Annotated in this window: 15 protein-coding genes and 1 tRNA gene; 2 read left to right on the top strand and 14 right to left on the bottom strand. The window is 65.8% G+C overall.

Annotated elements, in window-relative coordinates; translation table 11 throughout:
* Positions 1-120 precede the first annotated feature (120 nt).
* Positions 121-666: a GspH/FimT family pseudopilin gene (locus QP609_RS07095; RefSeq protein WP_051007154.1), complete on the top strand. Its 546-nt coding sequence runs from the start codon at positions 121-123 to the stop codon at positions 664-666.
* A gap of 52 nt (positions 667-718) precedes the next feature.
* On the opposite strand, the gene QP609_RS07090 is transcribed toward QP609_RS07095, so the two are convergent.
* The 11 genes from QP609_RS07090 to grxD all read right to left on the bottom strand — a co-directional run bounded on the left by QP609_RS07090 (position 719) and on the right by grxD (position 14,106).
* Positions 719-795: transfer RNA gene (locus QP609_RS07090), tRNA-Asn, on the bottom strand.
* A gap of 47 nt (positions 796-842) precedes the next feature.
* Entirely contained in the window at positions 843-1,250 is a 408-nt protein-coding gene (locus tag QP609_RS07085; RefSeq protein ID WP_014646597.1) for a type IV pilin protein, read from the bottom strand.
* Between the two features lie 23 nt (positions 1,251-1,273).
* Positions 1,274-5,041, bottom strand: a complete 3,768-nt coding sequence (locus QP609_RS07080) for a PilC/PilY family type IV pilus protein (RefSeq protein WP_049407951.1) — start codon at positions 5,039-5,041, stop codon at positions 1,274-1,276.
* A 13-nt stretch (positions 5,042-5,054) separates the two neighbouring features.
* Positions 5,055-5,576, bottom strand: a complete 522-nt coding sequence (locus QP609_RS07075; RefSeq protein ID WP_046429812.1) for a PilX N-terminal domain-containing pilus assembly protein — start codon at positions 5,574-5,576, stop codon at positions 5,055-5,057.
* Positions 5,577-5,581: 5 nt separating this feature from the next.
* A complete protein-coding gene (locus QP609_RS07070; RefSeq protein ID WP_046429811.1) occupies positions 5,582-6,739 on the bottom strand; it encodes a PilW family protein in 1,158 nt (385 codons plus the stop codon).
* 8 nt (positions 6,740-6,747) lie between these two features.
* Positions 6,748-7,245 (bottom strand): type IV pilus modification protein PilV, encoded by a 498-nt coding sequence (gene pilV / locus QP609_RS07065; RefSeq protein ID WP_046429810.1) that lies wholly within the window; start codon positions 7,243-7,245, stop codon positions 6,748-6,750.
* Positions 7,242-7,757: a Tfp pilus assembly protein FimT/FimU gene (locus QP609_RS07060; protein ID WP_041863227.1), complete on the bottom strand. Its 516-nt coding sequence runs from the start codon at positions 7,755-7,757 to the stop codon at positions 7,242-7,244. The genes pilV and QP609_RS07060 overlap by 4 nt, the downstream gene beginning before the upstream one ends.
* A 161-nt stretch (positions 7,758-7,918) precedes the next feature.
* Complete coding sequence (gene ppnN, locus QP609_RS07055) at positions 7,919-9,307, bottom strand: nucleotide 5'-monophosphate nucleosidase PpnN (RefSeq protein ID WP_075075696.1); 1,389 nt, start codon at positions 9,305-9,307, stop codon at positions 7,919-7,921.
* 253 nt (positions 9,308-9,560) lie between these two features.
* The gene (locus QP609_RS07050) at positions 9,561-12,779 is read right to left on the bottom strand and encodes a TonB-dependent receptor (protein WP_230548474.1); all 3,219 of its coding nucleotides are present in this window, start codon (positions 12,777-12,779) and stop codon (positions 9,561-9,563) included.
* Between the two features lie 233 nt (positions 12,780-13,012).
* Entirely contained in the window at positions 13,013-13,789 is a 777-nt protein-coding gene (locus QP609_RS07045; RefSeq protein ID WP_197621848.1) for an SDR family NAD(P)-dependent oxidoreductase, read from the bottom strand.
* A complete protein-coding gene (grxD, locus tag QP609_RS07040; protein WP_005415957.1) occupies positions 13,786-14,106 on the bottom strand; it encodes a Grx4 family monothiol glutaredoxin in 321 nt (106 codons plus the stop codon). The genes QP609_RS07045 and grxD overlap by 4 nt, the downstream gene beginning before the upstream one ends.
* A 120-nt stretch (positions 14,107-14,226) precedes the next feature.
* Between grxD and QP609_RS07035 the strand changes: the two genes are divergently transcribed.
* Positions 14,227-14,805, top strand: a complete 579-nt coding sequence (locus tag QP609_RS07035; protein WP_014646588.1) for a superoxide dismutase — start codon at positions 14,227-14,229, stop codon at positions 14,803-14,805.
* A gap of 75 nt (positions 14,806-14,880) precedes the next feature.
* Here the strand turns inward: QP609_RS07035 and QP609_RS07030 are convergent, their stop codons facing one another.
* The 3 genes from QP609_RS07030 to purE all read right to left on the bottom strand — a co-directional run bounded on the left by QP609_RS07030 (position 14,881) and on the right by purE (position 16,983).
* Complete coding sequence (locus QP609_RS07030) at positions 14,881-15,222, bottom strand: carboxymuconolactone decarboxylase family protein (RefSeq protein ID WP_004152082.1); 342 nt, start codon at positions 15,220-15,222, stop codon at positions 14,881-14,883.
* A 112-nt stretch (positions 15,223-15,334) separates the two neighbouring features.
* Positions 15,335-16,483: a 5-(carboxyamino)imidazole ribonucleotide synthase gene (locus tag QP609_RS07025; protein ID WP_169410614.1), complete on the bottom strand. Its 1,149-nt coding sequence runs from the start codon at positions 16,481-16,483 to the stop codon at positions 15,335-15,337.
* Entirely contained in the window at positions 16,480-16,983 is a 504-nt protein-coding gene (gene purE / locus QP609_RS07020) for a 5-(carboxyamino)imidazole ribonucleotide mutase (RefSeq protein WP_005412808.1), read from the bottom strand. Before purE ends, QP609_RS07025 begins: the two co-directional genes overlap by 4 nt.
* Positions 16,984-17,000 lie beyond the last annotated feature (17 nt).

The raw sequence follows: 17,000 nt of genomic DNA, 5'->3' as shown, positions 1-17,000 counted from the left end.
CAGTTCCCGGGAAGGATGAGTATACGGGGCGAGGGGTGACGGCTGGCTGAGGGGTGGCCGGGCAGCCCGCCACGGGGATTCCCGATGGCGGCCGCGCAGCCGGGCGCGGAGGCTGGATGCATGCACCCGACCCATGCCCCCTGCCCCCTCGGCCCCCGCTCTGCGCGGGGCGTGCACCTGACCGAACTGCTGGTGGTCATCGCCGTGCTGGCGGTGCTGCTGGCGGCGTCCTGGCCGGCGCTGCAGCCTTTGCTGCTGCGGCAACGCGCCGATGCACTACAACTGACCCTGCACGCCAGCCTGGCCGGCGCGCGCAGCGAGGCATTGCGCAGACGCGAGCTGATCGGCCTCTGCGCCAGTATCGACGGCCTGCACTGCAGCGACGACTGGAGCGCCGGCTGGATCATCTACCGCAGTGGCGACCAGCGCGGGGAGCCAACGTCGCCGGAGGCGATCCTGAACCATCACACCGGGCGCTCGGACATATCGATCCTTGCCCAGGCCAGCAGCGGGCGGCCCCAGCTGTTCTTCCAGGCAGACGGACGCAGCCCAGGGGCCAACCTGACCCTGCGCATCTGCGCGGGCAACCGGCTGCACGGTGCGTTGATCGTCAACAATGGCGGCCGCGTGCGAAGTGAACGCGTGGACCGCGATACGCCCTGCTGACTGCCTGCGCAGAAAAGCAAAAGCCGCGATTTCTCGCGGCTTTTGCAGTGTCTGGCGCCCGAAGTTGGACTCGAACCAACGACCCCCTGATTAACAGTCAAGTGCTCTAACCGGCTGAGCTATTCGGGCGGGGAGGCGCATTGTACTGGTCGATTACAGGAAGATCAACACCTGTTTCACCAGCAACTGGCAACGCCACCGTCGGCCGTCTTGCGGTTGGCCTGGTCCACGCTCATCGTGCCGCAGCTGTCCTTGGCCTGCGTGCCCTGCGGGGTGGCGGTGATGGTGAAGCTGGTGCCATCCCCCTTGTAGTCCAGGTTGTAGCGCACGGTACCGCCATCACGGGGCGACACCTTGGTCGGCAGCGCGTAGCCGGTGTAGGAGTTGTTGCTGGTGTGGTAGCGCTCGGCGCGCTGTGCGTACTCAGCCAGGTCCGCCTTCACCACGGCACGATGCGATCGGCGCACGTATTCCTGATAGGACGGAATGGCGATCGCCGCCAGGATGCCGATGACGATCACCACGATCATCAATTCGATCAGCGTAAAGCCAGCCGCGCGGCGAGGCATGTGAGTGTGCAACATGAGCGTGGATCCTCGCACTGGGGTTACTGGAGCTGGCGCCAGGACTGGCGACCGCAAGGGTAAGGCAGATACAGCGACTGGCTGCCCGCCGCGCCGACGGCCATCCAGCAGGAGCTGCCTCCGGGCGGCGCCTTGTTGTCCGTCGGACGCGGCAGCACCGACAGCGAAACGTCACGGACCGGCGCAGTTCCTCCGGTCTTCAACGCGATGGCGGCGGTCGCTGCCCCGGGCCGGCTGCCGGTCGGCGAGCCATAGCGCACGTTCTCCAACATCGGCAAGCCGCTGATCGACGACAGCCCGAACAGCCAGTTCGAACCGCTGGTCGAACAGCCCACCGACTGCATGTTGGGCACGTAGGTCGGCATGAAGACGATGCCACTGACCAGGATCGGGTTGCCCACCGCACGCTCGCCATTGCCGGCAGGCAGCTGGATCATCCAGCCCCGGGCATTTGCCGGGGCCGTCCCCGCCGTGATCTTGCGTTCATCAACGCCTGCAGTGGCGGCCGCGGCCGTGTACGGGACCAGGTTGGCAGCGGTCACCGTCGAGGTCACTGTCTTCCCCGACAGATCGTTCACGGCGTACAGCGCCTGCTGCGCCTTGTCATCCTTGTCGCTGGTGAAGGAGAAGCTGCCGGTGCCGAAATAGAGCATCACGCCGCCCGAAGGACCGGTGGCAGCAGTCATGCCACCGGTGATCGGCTGGCGGTAGGTCTTGGTGGAGGAATCCTGGGCAACCTGGCTGGTGAACATCGGCACGGTCAGCGTGGTGTTCGCACTGCTGGTCAGGTCGAACTTCCACACGGCGCCACGCTGATCGGCGGCATAGACGGTGTCGGCCAGTCCATCACGGCCGCGCGCATCCTGGTTGGTACCGGTCCAGCGATCGACAACCACAACATTGCCCAGTCCGTTGCTCCCGGAGATGCCGGCACCTGACGTACCCTCGACGGCTTCGATCATCCGGATGTCGCCACTGGCCATGTCGACCACGAACAGCACCGCCTTGCCATTGGCGCTGCCGTACCCATTGCCGAAGATCGCCTTCCAGGCGACGCCGGTGCCGCTCTTCACCGGCACGATCACCGGCTTGCCCAGCACGAATCCGATGTTGTTGCGCACCTCGTCCCTCAGCGACGCGTTGATGTCGCTGATTTCCCACAGCACGTTGCCGGTGCCGAAGCTGCCCGGCGTGGTGACGTCCAGCGCGAACACCGAACGGCCACCTGCACCCGTGGTGCCTACCAGGCTGGTCTGCCACGCGGTGCCGTTGTAGGTATCGGCCACGGCAATCGGGCCGTCGACGTAATAGCGGTGGCGGAAGGTCTGGTCGGCCGTATCGGACTTGTAGGGGAACAGCAGGTTGGCCATGTGCCCCAGCGCGGTGGCCGGGATGTAGGCAAAGCTCTCCGTGCCGCCGGTGCCGTCCTGCTTGGCATCGGCCTTCATGCCGCCATCGAAGGCGTGCAGCATGCCGTCATTGGCACCAACATAGACCATGTACCGCTGGGACTTGGCCTTGGTCGCCAGGTAGTCGGTGTAGCTCTTGGCGTAGGTGCCGCCGAGCTGGCGGTACCCGTAGTCGTCCAGCGGCGAGCTGACCACCGGCGCCGAATTGACGATGTCACCCAGCGGCGTGGTCCGGTCACGGTACTTGCCGCCGTTGCGGACCTCGGTGGAGCTGTCGGCACTGAGATAGTTGATGGCACTGGCCAGATCGGCCTTGATCGTCGTCAGCTTGTCGGTGGAGCAGACCAGCATCGACGCGTACTTGCCGTCGGGTTTGCTGCACAGATCCTGCAGGCTGATACGGGCACTGTTGAAGTCCACCGGCGAACCCAGCTTGTTGGCCACGATCCGGCGGCCGGACGACGTCAGGCGGCTGGAGGCTTCCCACACCTCGGTGAGCTCCGCGACCTGGTCGGCGTTGACCTTGACGCTGGCCGCAGTCAGCTTGCTCGACCAGTCGGTGCCGCTGTTGGTGATGTCATAGCGTGGGGTGACCGCCAGTGAGCCGGTGCCGATGCGCGCACCACTGATACCGATCGTGCCTGAAGGCGACGCACCACCACTGATCGAGGACAGCACCCGACGCATGGCCTCGGTGACGTCCGCCGGCGTCTGCGCGTTGATGAATTCGCCACGGCTGTTGACGGCCGCATGCCACAGCTCATCGATGACGGTACCGTCATCGACGTCCAGCGGATTGCCATTGCCGGCCCAGTTCGGCGCCGTCTTGTACGGATCGGCGGTTGCGGCCTGGTTGACGCCGTAGATCTTGCCCTGCGCGCCCAGGGTCACGCCGTAGAAGTTCATGTGCAGGTCGGTCTGGCAGTCCAGGCGCTTCCAGTCCGGGCTGCTCTTGTCCAGGGAGCTGCACTTGTCACTGACCGGCACCTGCCCCGCCGGGAAGCTGGTCCCGGTGCGCAGGGGGGTCCGGGCGCCTGCATAAGCCGCCGCGGCGATGTCGGCGATGGTATTGCTGTAGCCGTCGGAGAACGGAATGGACGGCAGGTGGGTCGAGTTCACCGAGTCGGCGTCACCGAAGGACGCGCTCGGTGCATTGCCGGAGTTGGTGTAGCCATCGGTGAACAGCATGCCGCCATTACGCTGGCAGGCCAGCTGCACGGGGGCATCGGCGTCGGTACGACGGAACTGGTCGACCAGATACTCCACCGCGCGACGGTTGGGCGTGCCGCCGTTGGCCGTCAGCGCATAAATCTGCTTGTAGAGGTCAGCTCGGTTGGTGACCATGTCATACATGGTCGCGTTGCTGAGCTTGTTGATGGTGAAGTAGCCCACCCGCATCGTATCCACGCTCACCAGGGCGGCGGTCGACGAACCGACGATGGCCAGCACGCGGTTGCGGTGATACTGGAACCAGTTGGCGAAATTCTGGATCGCGGCGTTGTAGGCGGCCGGACTCGAGTAATTGCCCGGCTTGATCTGGTAGCGACGCAGGTTGCAGCCCGGACCACAGGCACCGGTAATCACCGGGCGACTGGCGTCGTCGGTCTTGTATCCGTCCGGTGCAGGCGCTGCAGCCGGCAGGTAGAAGGTCGCCGGAAAATAACTGATGGAGTATGTGGTATTGCCGGTGTTGCTGATCGCGGCGGTCTTCCATCCACCATCCCACCAGCTGTCGACATAGTATTCATTGCCGGTACCGGAAAGGTCGGGAATCCGCATACCGTTGACGAACTGGAACTTTTCCGACGTGTCGGCCCGATTGACGGTCATGTTGTACACGGCGTTGTAGCCGCGCTGGCCGGACCGGGGATCGGCGCGGGTCTGGGTGATGGAGGCATCTGCCCACAGCGTGCCATCGGCATTGGTCCACGGCCGATAGGTCACTGCCGGGTTGAAGTAACTGGCGTTGTAGACATGCGAACGCGCGAAGCCGTAGATATCCAGCGGCGGAATGGCGCGGCCTGGCGAGTATTCCTTGTTGAACTCCGCGTGCGGATACAGGTAGAGGTAACAGTCCACCGAGTTGCTGGCGCACGCCGAGCCCACGCTGAAGAAGCTTCCATCGTTGTTGAAGAAGCTGTTGGTGTTGCTGTTCCAGCGCATGCGGCCGTCACCACCGGGGAACATGCGCTCGAAGTTCATCGAACCCGAATCGTCCACCGCCATGATGAACGCCGGTGTCGCGCGCGTTTGCACGTTCATCGGCTCCTGTGCCAGCACGCCCTGCGCCTGTGCGGCAAACAAGGTATGCGCCAGATAGCCGCCAGCGGCCAAGACGGCAAGGCCAACGCCTGCAAGGATCCTGCGGTTGCGAGTGTTCATGGGCTCCCCACCCTCACAGCTTGAATACGGTATCGATCGCCGCACGCGACGTCGCATCACTGGTGGTATCACCGGCATAGGTCGTGATCTGGTAGACCGGCGTCGGCTTCTCCACCGACTTGCCCATGTCCAGCGCACCCTCCCCCTGGATGCAGCCCTGGATCTCACGGACATAGATGGCCGGCTTGCTGCCCAGCTTGGTTTTCGCGACCCAGGCCGAGGGGTCGAAGCCGTCATCGCACTGCTGGTTGATGTCGGAGGAGGCCACGGCCGGATTGGCGCCGGCATCCTTGCGGTTGGCGATGTTCTCCACGGCGTTCTCGGCGCTGCGTGCCGCGCCTTCCGCGTTCTGGAGCGCCATGTTGGTCGCCCGGTAGCCGGCCGCCATGCGTTCCTGCATGCCGGCCACCTGCATGCCGATCACGCCCAGCAGGGCCAGCAGCACCAGCATGATCAGCGCGACATAGAGAACGGCACCCTGCTGTCGTGCCTGGGCAACGAAGGGACGGCGTCGGGAGGAAGGATGAGTGCGCATGGTCGTCAGTTCCCGAACAAGCGGTTGCGCAGCGCAACGGACGCTTCATAGGCGCCACGATGGCGCTGGTCGTAAGGATCGGCCGGGGCAAAGCCCACCCCGAGGATGGCCGGATACGTGGCCGCACTGCCCGGCGCTTCGGCCGACGCACGCTGCGGACTGCGCGCCAGCAGGCCGACCTGCACCATGCCGACGCGGCGCCACTGCCCTGCGGCGGTGGCATCGGTACCGGTACTGACCGCACTGGCCACGCGCTGGTCGACGATGCGACCGGTCGGCGGCGTGGGCAGGGCGATATCCGGGGTGGCATCCAGTCCGTACAGGAACTGCATGTTCTCGATGCCTTCCACCAGCTCCTCGCCATCGGCGTAGCCGCCGGCGCCATTCGCGCGTGCCCGGTAAAGCGCCGGCTCGCCATTGGGATTGGTCGCGATGTAGTACGCCATGCCATCGGCGCGATACAGCATGGTCATCGCGTTGTTGATCGAATAGTTGCTCAGGTCGACCTTGTCCACCTTCAAGGTCGAACCGCTGATGGTGGCGGGGAAGACGTCGGCACGGGTGCAGTCGGCTATGCCGAAGACCGTCGGCGTACCTGCGGCGTTGGCCTTCAGTCGGGCCATGCCATCACTGGAGACGGTCAGCGTGGTCGCACCCGCGGCCACGGAGATGCCGGTCACCACGGCCCCTTCCGGACTCATCAGGCGCAGCACAAGGATGTCGCTGCCAGGCAACGGCGCCGGCTTGAGGTTGGTGATGCTCTTCGGTACCGACTGCGCCGCGCTCCACGCACGGCCCAGCGTCAGCGTGGCGCCCGGCGCCGTACCTGCTGCCTCATACCCCTGCACCGGAACCGAGAAATCCTGCGGGTCGCCACTGCCCGAGCTGATGCCCAGGTGATAGCCGATATCGCCGGTGTTCTTGACCACGTGGGCCTGGTCGTTGACGCAGCCGAAGTGGCCGGCCATGCGCAGGTCACGCTGCAGGAAATCCAGCGCGAAGCGCGCGTTCTCCTGGGTACGGGCCGCGCCTTCGGACAGCCGCGACGCCGCACGCGAGGCGATGAAGATCTGGGTGACGCCCAGCATCAGGACCAGGCCGATGACCATGGCGATCATCAGTTCGATCAGCGACAGGCCTCGGGCTCGCGAAATTGGACTCATGGGCGCGTTCACAGGAAGGTCGTCAGGCCGAAGGTGGTAAGGCTGTCGGGATCCTTCGGATCCCAGCGCTGGTCACCCCAGCTGATGGCCACGGTGACCTGGCCGGTGCTCTGCACGAAGGTCACCTGCGCGCTGGCCTTCTCGCCCAGCGTGCGCGCGACCTCGCACTGCCAGCGCGCCACGTTCGTCTTCGGCGTCACGGCAGCGCCGGTCGGCCAGGCGCAGACGCCGCTGGGCTTCACCGAGCCGGCCGAGAACGAGGCAGAGGAATAGGCGCCACCGGCCAGCGTGTCGGTACGCTGGGCGCGCATCAGCTCAATCAGGTCGTTGGCCAGGTTGGTGGCCTGGGTGCGGTAATTCGCGCTCTGCACGAAGCGGACATTGGTGGTCTGCAGCAGAGCGAAGCCCAGCAGCCCGAACGCCAGGATCAGCACCGCCACCATCACTTCGATCAGGCTGAAGCCACCCTGCGACGAGCGCGGGCGGGCCAGGTTGCGGCGGCTCATGAGCAGGCTCCCTTGGTCACCCGGACCTGGCCGGATTGGTTGATCGTCAACGTGCTTTTCGATTCACCGGCCTTGCACGCATCCGGCGACAGCACCAGGGTCTGATCAGCGACCGCCCTGCGCCGGCCGCGCCCGTCGAAGGCGATGACCGCGCCCGGCGGGCCGACTACGCTCAGCTGCGGGTTGCCCTGCGAAAAGCGCAGCGCGACGTCATTACTGCCCATCTGACCGTCGCCATCAAGGTCCGACCAGGCCAGTACGCCCTTGGACCAGTCGCCATCACAGGCCTTGCCATCGGCACTGCCACAGACACCGCCACCGTTGCTGTTGCGGATGCCTTCACTGCGGGCCAGGTTGGCCAGCGCGATCAGTTCATTGTTGGCGGTCGCCAGCCGGTTCGAGCGGATCATCCCGCGGAAGCTCGGATAGGCGATCGACGCCAGGATCACGAAGACGGCCAGCGTGACCATCAGTTCAACCAGCGTGAAACCGTTTTGCCGGCGCAAAGACATTGGACGCTCCCCAGCGTGTTGGTGGCCACGATGGGCCATCGTCCCGCCACCGGCAAGCGGCGGCAGGATGAACGGTCAATCCGGGGCGACGGGCGTCAAAGGCTTGACGACCCGCCCTCCCCTGCCCGTGCCGGCGCGATCCCCATCGCGCCGGCCCCGGTTCAGGCCAGCACCTGGTAGCAGGGCTGGTATTCGCCGGAGATCTTCATCCGGCGCTGCTCGACGAAGGCGCGCAGCAGCGCATCCAGCGCCTGCATCATGTCCGGGTCCCCGTGGATCTGGAACGGCCCGAACTGCTCGATGCGGCGCATGCCGTCCTCCTTCACGTTGCCGGCGACGATGCCCGAGAACGCCCGGCGCAGATCGGCCGCCAGCGCGTGCGGCGCACGCCCGTGGTGCAGGTCCAGCGCGGCCATCGCCTCGTGGGTCGGCACGAACGGCTGCTGGTACTCCCACGGGATCTCGATCGACCAGTTGAAGAAGAACGAGTCCTTCTGCGCCAGGCGGTGCTCGCGCACGCGCTTGATGCCGTTGGCCATCTTCTTGGCCACCGCGACCGGGTCACCGATGATGATCTCGTAGCGCTCGGCAGCCTCATCACCCAGGGTCAGGCGGATGAAGCGGTCGATCTGCTCGAAGTACGGCGCCGCCACGGTCGGGCCGGTAAGGATCAGCGGGAACGGCAGGTCCCTGTTCTCCTCGCGCAGCAGGATGCCGAGCAGGTACAGGATCTCTTCGGCAGTGCCGACGCCGCCGGCGAACACGATGATGCCGTGGCCGATGCGGACGAAGGCCTCAAGGCGCTTCTCGATGTCCGGCATGATCACCAGGTGGTTGACGATCGGGTTCGGCGACTCGGCCGCGATGATGCCCGGCTCGGTGAGGCCGATGTAGCGCGTGACGGTGCGGCGCTGCTTGGCATGGGCGATGGTCGCACCCTTCATCGGGCCCTTCATCGCGCCCGGACCGCAGCCGGTGCAGATGTCCAGGCCGCGCAGGCCCAGCTCGTAACCCACCTGCTTGGTGTACAGGTACTCGTCGCGCGAGATCGAATGGCCGCCCCAGCACACCACCAGGTTCGGATCGCCCGGGTTGAGGATGCGCGCATTGCGCAGCAGGCCGAACACCGCGTTGGTGATGCCCTCGGACGACTCCAGCTCGGCCGCGTAGGCCGGGCCCATCTCGATGGCCATGTAGGCCAGGTCGCGCACGACGGCGAACAGCAGTTCGGCGACACCGCGGATGATCTCGCCGTCGACGAAGGCCATCGCCGGTGCGTTGACCAGGTCGATGCGCACGCCGCGATCCTGCTGCGCCACCTGGATGTCGAAATCAGGGTAGAGGTCGCGCGCCGCGCGCGGATCGTCCGAAGCGCTGCCGCTGGTCAGCACAGCCAGCGCGCAGCGGCGCAGCAGCTCATGCATGCCGCCGGCGGAGGCATCGCGCAGGCGTGCGACCTCGGCGCGCGACAGCACATCCAGCCCACCGCGCGGGTAGATCCGCGCATCCTGCACCGGCAGTGCACGGGCTGATTTTTCGTTCGTGGTCATATCCAATTTTTCGCTTCCTTCAAGGTTTCCGACTGTACTGCCGCCCCCTTAAAAAGCAAAACGGCCGGGAAGCCCGACCGTTGGATGTGTGCTGCCCGCGTTCGCCTGTCCGGGACCGCATCGGCGGCATTGGCACCGCGCACATTTCCAGATGCTACGCCGTTGCCCAGCACCCCGCAAGGACTTTCGCCTGAACGGGAAACGGCCGGGTTTCCCCGGCCGTTTCCGTTTACAGCAGCGCTACGTCAGTGCATCAGAACTGGTAGCGGAAGCCCAGCTGCATCGACCACTGCGAGACACCGACGTCGAAGCCGTCAGCATCGGAGTTGGCGACGCTCGGCAGGTCCGCGCCACGGTAGTTGTAGACGTACTTGCCGTTGTACAGGCCCTGCAGGCTGGCAACACGAGCGTTGGCGTAGAAGCCGTAGTCGTAGATGTTGCCCCACTTCTTGTTGAGCATGTTGCCGACGTTCTGGATGTCCAGCCAGATCTCCGACTTGTGGCCCTTCATGAAGCCCGGCAGCTGCTGGCTGATACGGATGTCGAAGGTGTTGATCCAGCCGGTACGGAACTGGTTGGCCGGAGCCACCTGGCCTTCGTACTTGGCCAGCTGCGGGTTGGCCGCCAGCCAGTCGAAGAACGACTTCTCCATCGCCGCATCGGCGGTGAACTTGCCGTTGTTGGACAGGGTACCGAACAGGACCTCGCCGCGACGCGGCACGTAGAACAGGTCGTTGCCCGAACGGCCGTCGCCGTTGGCGTCGTTCACATAGATGTAGCTGTACGGGCGGCCGCTGCGGCCTTCGTACACCAGACCCACCTTGGTCTCGTAGTCGCCGAAGAACTTGTGCTTCCAGTTCAGCGAGCCCGACAGGCGGTCTCGGATCTGGTAGCGCGAGGTGTTCAGCATTTCCTCGTTGGCATTGAAGGCATACTGGTAGCCCCAGCCCGAGCTGGCGGTGGAGCTGGTCAGGCTACCCACTTCCTTGGCATCGGTGTAGGTGTAGCCCAGGTTCCAGGACCAGTCGCTGCTCGCGCTCCACGGCTTGCTCAGCGAGACGGTGAACTGCGAGGTGCGGCCCTGATCGGTGTTGTCGATCAGGTAGACGTTGTTGAAGCCCTGTGCGGCGTAACCATTACGCGCATCGTTGGTGCCCCACGCCCTGCCGTCAGCCGAAGGCACGTAGTAGTTCACGCGACCATCGGCACCGACCTGACGGCCCTTGCCCAGGTTCAGGTGCTGGTAGTACAGGCCATCCTTGACCTTGGTGACCAGCAGCTCGGCCGAGGCGACCATGCCGTACCAAGGCAGCTCGTGATCGAAGGCCAGGTTGGCCTTGTACAGCGACGGCAGCTTGAAGTCGCGGCCGACGAAGTTGACGTTCTGCAGCGCGCTGCCCGGAGTGGTCGGGACCGGCTGGTTGTCCTTGTCCGGATTGAACTTCTGGCCGTTGTAGCGGCTGATGTTGTACGAGTCGTAGTTGAAGCCGGTGGTGGAGTAGCTGTTGCTGATCCACACCTGCGGTGCATCACCCTGGAACAGGCCGATGCCGCCGCGCAGCTGTGTCGGGCGCTCGGTGTCGAAGGTGTAGTTGAAGCCGAAGCGCGGCTGGATCAGGAACTTGCTCGGGAACACCGCACTATTGTCATAACCGAAGACAGTCTGCGCCTTCTGGTTGTACGCCGGCGCCGGGCTCACCTTCGGTCGGTCGCCACGCAGACCCATGGTCAGGGTCAGGTTGCTGTTGACGTACCAGGTGTCCTGCACGAACAGGGCCAGGTTGCTGTACTTGTAGTCAGCCGCGATCGAGTTCGCGCTCTTTTCCTTGTTCAGCTGGTAGGTCTGCCACTGCCCCTTGGCGAAATTGTCCAGGCCATAGAAGGTGTAAGCACCCCACGAGCCAGCGCCATAGTAGTTGTAGACATCGTTGGTGTCGTACGAACCACCGAACTTCAGGTCGTGGTCACCCAAGGTCAGCGTACCGGCGGCGTAGTAGTTCCACGCCTTGGTTTCCAGCACGTTGTTCTGCGAGTTGGTCTCGGTACCCAGGAACAGCGAGTCGCCTTCCGGCGTGGTCACATCGCCACCGCGCGGGAAGTAGATGCGGATGCTCGGGGCATTGGTCGGCACCTCGCGGACGGCCGAGTACTCGCGGTACGAAGCCTTCAACTCGGTCGAGAAGGTGTCGGTCCAGTCGCTGAAGACCTGGGCGACGTAGCTCTCGTTGGTCTTGACGTGCTGGTACCAGTAAGAGCTCAGCGAAGCCTGCGAGGTCGAGCCCATGCCGTTGATGCGCAGCTTGCTCTGCTCGAGCTTGCTGTAACGGATGTTGGCGCGGTGGTTCTCGTTGATGTTCCAGTCGAGCTTCAGCGCGTACTCTTCCAGATCCGTGTTGCCGTTGCTTTCGATACCGCCGGCATCGAAGCCATAACCCTTGGCGATTTCCTGGGCACGGGTCACGTCAGCCATGCTGTAGTCGGCATTGGCCTTGCCCAGCGCGGTGCTGGACAGGTCGGCGCCCGGCGCGGACTGCTTGAACTTCTCGTAGTTGGCGAAGAAGAACAGCTTGTCCTTGACGATCGGGCCGCCCAGGGTCATGCCGTAGGTCTTTTCGTCGTTGAAGCCGTTGAACTTCTTGCCTTCCGGGTTCTTGCCGAACCAGTCACCGTCACGGTAGGTGCCGTACACCGAACCGTGGAATTCATTGGTACCGGACTTGGTCACCGCATTGACGGTGGCACCGGCAGCGCCAGCGATGCTGACGTCGTAGTTGGACAGGTTGATGTCCAGCGCTTCGATGGCCTCCATCGCGACCGGCTGGCGGCGGGTCGGCATGTTGTTGCCTTCCAGGCCGAAGGTGTCGCTGGCCGAGACGCCGTCGATGTTGATCGAGTTGTAGCGCGGGTTCTGGCCACCGGCCGAGATCGAGCCCGAGGCGCGGTCGATGAAGGTCACGCGCGGATCCAGGCGCATCAGATCCTGGATGTTGCCGCCGATGGACGGCGCAATCTCGATCTGCTCCTGGCTGATGTTGGTGCCCGAGCCCATCTTGGTGGCGCTGAACACTTCCGAGCCGCCGCCGACGGCGGTGACCTGCACGGTGTCCAGGTTGGTGGCCTTGGCCACGTCACCGGTCAGGATGGCATTGATGGTGCCGGTCTGGTTCACGCCCAGGTAGACACCATCTTCGGTCTTGGTGCCTTCACCCGGCTTGGTGATGGTGATGGTATAGGGACCACCCACGCGCAGGCCGCGCGCGTTGTAGCGACCCGCCGCGTCGGTGGTAGCGCGCGAAACCGTGCCCGACTCGGTGTGGGTGATGGTGACTTCAGCACCGGCGACGGGCTGGCCGCCGCTGGTCACGACCTGGCCGCCGACACCGGCAGTGGTGGTCTGGGCGAAGGCGGGAGCGGCAGCAAGTGCAGCCACGAGACCAAGGGTAAGCTTGGACATCCGGAGTGGGTGGGTCATTTTTCGGTAGCCTCGATGCGAGTTGGCGATGGCGGAAAAAAAAGCGCATCCAAACAGCCCTGCGGGTGGCTGGTCGGAGAGTTATCTGGGGTTCCCTACCGCTCGGCTGAAGGCAGCCCTAACGGTTAACACTAGATTAACACGCTACGCCATCAATGTGACGGTTGTGCGACAAACGGCACCGGTTCGCAACGCAATCGTGACGGGTTCTTCACTCCGCCTTTCCACGGGACTCACTTTTCCCGGGGCATCCCACTGGCATCAAGAATCTGTCCGCGCCAAGCGCTCCCGGCCCCGGACAACAGGGTCACCGCCGCTGCCGCTGCGGCTTCCGTGCCTTGCGCAGCCGGGTCCTGATCGACGGAATAGGCGCGGGCGCGCAGGGCCGTGCGCAGGGGCCCCGGGTACAGGCCACTGACCCGGACCGGGCTGCGGCCCAGCTCATCGTGCAGGCTCGCGATCAGGCCACGCAGGCCGTGCTGGGCCACGCCATACCCGCCCCAGTAGGCCTGCCCCACCCGTTCGGGGGCATCGACCGCGAACACCAGGGCAGCATCCTCGCGCTGCCGCAGCAGCGGCAGGCAGGCCTGGGCCAGCCAGGCCGGGGCGGTCAGGGTGACATGGACCGCACGGGCGAAACTGGCCGGGTCGGCCAGCTCGAACGGGGTCAGGCCGGGGAAATGCGCGGCGCAGACCAGCAGGCCATCCAGCCGCCCCAGCTCGCGCTGCAGGGCCTGGGCCAGTTCGGCATAGTCATCGGGTCCGGCACCCTCCAGGTCCAGCGGGTACAGCAGGGGTTCCGGGCCGACCGCCTGGACCTGGGCATAGACCCGGTCCAGCCGGCGCGGCTTGCGCCCCAGCAGGACCACCGTAGCCCCGGCCGCCGCAGCGGCAATCGCCGCCGCACTGCCCAGCCCGCCGCCGGCACCGGCAACCAGCACCACGCGGTCCTGCAACGGGCGGCCATCGAGCGCCCCGTCAGTCGGTGACGTCGACGGCCAGGCACTCATCCCTGGGTCGCCTCTTCGACGATGCGCTTGAGCTCGCCGGATTCAAACAGTTCCATGACGATGTCGCAGCCGCCGATCAACTCGCCGTTGATGAACAGCTGCGGGAAGGTCGGCAGGTTGGAGAAGCGCGGCAGGTTGGCGCGGATCTCCGGTTCTTCGAGCACATTGACGGTGCGCAGGGTGACGGCGCCGGCAGCCATCAACGCCTGCACGGCGCGGCTGGAAAAGCCGCACATCGGGTACTGCGGGGTGCCCTTCATGAACAGCACGAGCGGGTAACGATCGACCTCGGCCTGGATTTGCTGCATTACCGCCACAACCACACTCCTTGCTTCGCCGGACAACCCGACCGTGATGGTCGGCTAGACTGCCCACGGTAGCCGCCATTGTAAGCGGATGGAACAGGCTGCCGCCGTCCCCTGGCCACGAACCTGCACATGCCTGTCGAATTGCCTGCCCTGCCCTACCTCTCCGGCTCCCTGCAGCCCCACCTGTCCGCGCAGACCGTGGAACTGCATCACGGCCGCCACCACCGCGCCTATGTCGACGCGGTCAACGCCGGCACCCTCGGCACCGAGTGGGAGGAGGCGTCGCTGGAAGAGATCGTGCGCCATGCCCAGGGCACGCTGTTCGATGCGGCCGCCCAGGCCTGGAACCACGGCTTCTACTGGCAGTGCCTGCGCCCGCGCGGCGGCGGCGAACCACAGGGCCGGCTGGGCGAGCTGGTCAAGCGCCAGTTCGGTGACGCGCAGCGCCTGCGCGAGGAATTCAACCGCACTGCACTGGGCCTGTTCGGCTCGGGCTGGGTGTGGCTGGTGCAGCACCCGGGGGGCCAGCTGGGCATCCAGGCCACCCGCAACGCCGGCACGCCCCTGACCGGCGACAGCACCCCGCTGCTGTGCTGCGACGTGTGGGAGCACGCGTACTACACCGACTACCAGAATGACCGCGCGCGTTACCTGGACGCGTTCTGGCAGATGGTCAACTGGGAATTCGCCGAGAGCCAGCTGCGCTGACCCCCTGTAGAGCCGAGCCCATGCTCGGCTGGCCGGACAGCAGCCGAGCATGGGCTCGGCTCTACAGATGAAGCTTCACGCGCTCTCGTGCGCGGCCACCGCATCCATCACCCGCGCCGAGTACACCAGCGCGGCCCCGGCGTTGAGCGAGACCGCCACGCCCAGCGCCTCGGCGATTTCCTCGCGGCTGGCGCCATGCTTCAGCGCCGCGTCCACGTGCACGGTGATGCAGCCGTCACAGCGGGTGGTCACCGCCACCGCCAGCGCGATCAGCTCCCGGGTCTTGGCATCCAGGTGGTTGGTCTGGGCACCGGCATTGGCCAGGGTGGCGTAGCCCTTGACCGTATCCGGCGAGAGCTTGCCGATCTCGCCGATGCGGCCCTTCAGTTCCTTGCGGTAGGCATTCCAGTCGAGCATGGTCGTGACTCCTGTGAAAGGAGCTCCACGCTACCACCGGGAGTGTTGCGCCGATGGCTGCACCGGCGCGCCACACCGTTGCACTGCCGGCCAGCGGCCGGCACTACCGGACTCAGCGGTTGCGCAGCGCGTGCACCGCCGGTGCCACCTGGGCCTGGCGGTCCAGTTCCAGGCCCACCTGGTCCAACGCGTCGGCCAGTGCTGCGGCATCGTCATCGCGCAACGTGGCATGGCCGACCTTGCGGCCTTCGCGCGACTCCTTGCCATAGTCATGCCAGTGGCCACTGGCCTGGGCCAGCACCGGCAACGGGTCGGGCATCCGGCCCAGCCAGTTCAGCATGCAGGCATGGCCGAGCATGCGGGTGCTGCCCAGCGGCAGGCCCAGCACGGCGCGCAGGTGGTTCTCGAACTGCGAGGTCTCGCTGCCTTCGATGGTCCAGTGCCCGGAGTTGTGCACGCGTGGCGCCATCTCGTTGGCCAGCAGCTCGCCATCGCGGCAGAACAGTTCCAGCGCGAACACGCCGACGTACTGCAGGTGTTCGGCGACACAGCGTGCATAGCCGATGGCTGCCTGCTGCTCGGCGGCGGACAGCACGGCCGGGGCCACGCTGGCCGACAGCACACCGTCGACATGCCAGTTGCCGGTGATCGGCCAGGCTTCGAAACTGCCATCGCGGCCACGCACGGCCACCACGCTGACCTCGCGCTGGAAGGCCACGAAGCCCTCCAGGATCAGTCCGGTGCGCTCGACCTGTGCACCCAGCGCATCCCAGGCGGCATCAATGTCGGCTTCGCTGCGCAGGCGGAACTGGCCCTTGCCGTCGTAGCCCAGGCGGCGGGTCTTGAGGATGCACGGCAGGCCGAATTCGACGGCTTTCGCCGCCAGCTCGTCGCGGCTGCGGATATCAGCGAAGGCCGGCAGCGGGATGCCCAGCTGCTGGAACAGGGTCTTCTCGCTCAACCGGTCCTGGGCCACCGCCAGCGCGGCCGGCGGCGGGTAGACCGGCACGCGGTCGGCCAGGAACTGTGCACTGTCGGCGGGCACATTCTCGAAATCGAAGGTGACCACATCGACCTTGGCAGCGAAGTCCGCCAGCGCCTGGCGGTCGTCGAAGGCACCGACGGTGAGCGGCGCCAGCGGGCCGCTGCAGGCGTCGGCCGCCGGGTCATACAGTTCGAAGCGCAGCCCCAGCGGCGCACCGGCCAGGACCATCATGCGGGCGAGCTGGCCGCCGCCCAGGATGCCGACGGTCAGGCTCATTGGCGCGGATCGTCGTGGGCCATCACGTCTTCGGTCTGGCGTGCACGGAAGGCGTCGAGCGCCTGGCCGATCGCCGGCTGGTCGCTGGCCAGCATCGCGGCGGCGAACAGCGCCGCGTTGGACGCGCCGGCATTGCCGATGGCGAAGGTGGCGACCGGGATACCGGCCGGCATCTGCACGATCGACAGCAGCGAATCCATGCCGTTGAGGGCCTTGGACTGCACCGGCACGCCCAGCACCGGCACGGCGGTCTTGGCGGCGATCATGCCCGGCAGGTGGGCGGCCCCGCCGGCACCGGCGATGATCGCGCGCAGGCCACGCGGGCCCGCCTGCTCGGCGTAACTGAACAACACATCCGGCGTCCGATGCGCGGACACCACCTTCACTTCGAACGGAACACCCAGGGCTTCAAGCTTCTGGGCGGCGTGCTGCATGGTCTCCCAGTCGGAACGGGAACCCATGACGATGCCGACAAGCGGCGCGATCGGGTTGGGGGTCATTGGCCGTCACCTGCCTT

This window comes from Stenotrophomonas sp. 8(2023) (assembly GCF_030345295.1).
Classification (GTDB): Bacteria; Pseudomonadota; Gammaproteobacteria; order Xanthomonadales; family Xanthomonadaceae; genus Stenotrophomonas; species Stenotrophomonas muris.
This window is presented reverse-complemented; position numbering and strand designations above follow the sequence as displayed.

Excerpts from the sequence above, each read along its gene's own strand:
- QP609_RS07030 (WP_004152082.1), bottom strand. The coding sequence starts at position 15,222 with ATGCTCGACTGGAATGCCTACCGCAAGGAACTGAAGGGCCGCATCGGC.
- ppnN (WP_075075696.1), bottom strand. The coding sequence starts at position 9,307 with ATGACCACGAACGAAAAATCAGCCCGTGCACTGCCGGTGCAGGATGCG.
- purE (WP_005412808.1), bottom strand. The coding sequence starts at position 16,983 with ATGACCCCCAACCCGATCGCGCCGCTTGTCGGCATCGTCATGGGTTCC.
- QP609_RS07070 (WP_046429811.1), bottom strand. The coding sequence starts at position 6,739 with ATGAGTCCAATTTCGCGAGCCCGAGGCCTGTCGCTGATCGAACTGATG.
- QP609_RS07050 (WP_230548474.1), bottom strand. The coding sequence starts at position 12,779 with ATGACCCACCCACTCCGGATGTCCAAGCTTACCCTTGGTCTCGTGGCT.
- QP609_RS07085 (WP_014646597.1), bottom strand. The coding sequence starts at position 1,250 with ATGTTGCACACTCACATGCCTCGCCGCGCGGCTGGCTTTACGCTGATC.
- QP609_RS07035 (WP_014646588.1), top strand. The coding sequence starts at position 14,227 with ATGCCTGTCGAATTGCCTGCCCTGCCCTACCTCTCCGGCTCCCTGCAG.
- pilV (WP_046429810.1), bottom strand. The coding sequence starts at position 7,245 with ATGAGCCGCCGCAACCTGGCCCGCCCGCGCTCGTCGCAGGGTGGCTTC.
- QP609_RS07095 (WP_051007154.1), top strand. The coding sequence starts at position 121 with ATGCACCCGACCCATGCCCCCTGCCCCCTCGGCCCCCGCTCTGCGCGG.
- QP609_RS07075 (WP_046429812.1), bottom strand. The coding sequence starts at position 5,576 with ATGCGCACTCATCCTTCCTCCCGACGCCGTCCCTTCGTTGCCCAGGCA.
- QP609_RS07045 (WP_197621848.1), bottom strand. The coding sequence starts at position 13,789 with ATGAGTGCCTGGCCGTCGACGTCACCGACTGACGGGGCGCTCGATGGC.
- QP609_RS07025 (WP_169410614.1), bottom strand. The coding sequence starts at position 16,483 with ATGAGCCTGACCGTCGGCATCCTGGGCGGCGGCCAGCTCGCCCGCATG.
- QP609_RS07080 (WP_049407951.1), bottom strand. The coding sequence starts at position 5,041 with ATGAACACTCGCAACCGCAGGATCCTTGCAGGCGTTGGCCTTGCCGTC.
- QP609_RS07060 (WP_041863227.1), bottom strand. The coding sequence starts at position 7,757 with ATGTCTTTGCGCCGGCAAAACGGTTTCACGCTGGTTGAACTGATGGTC.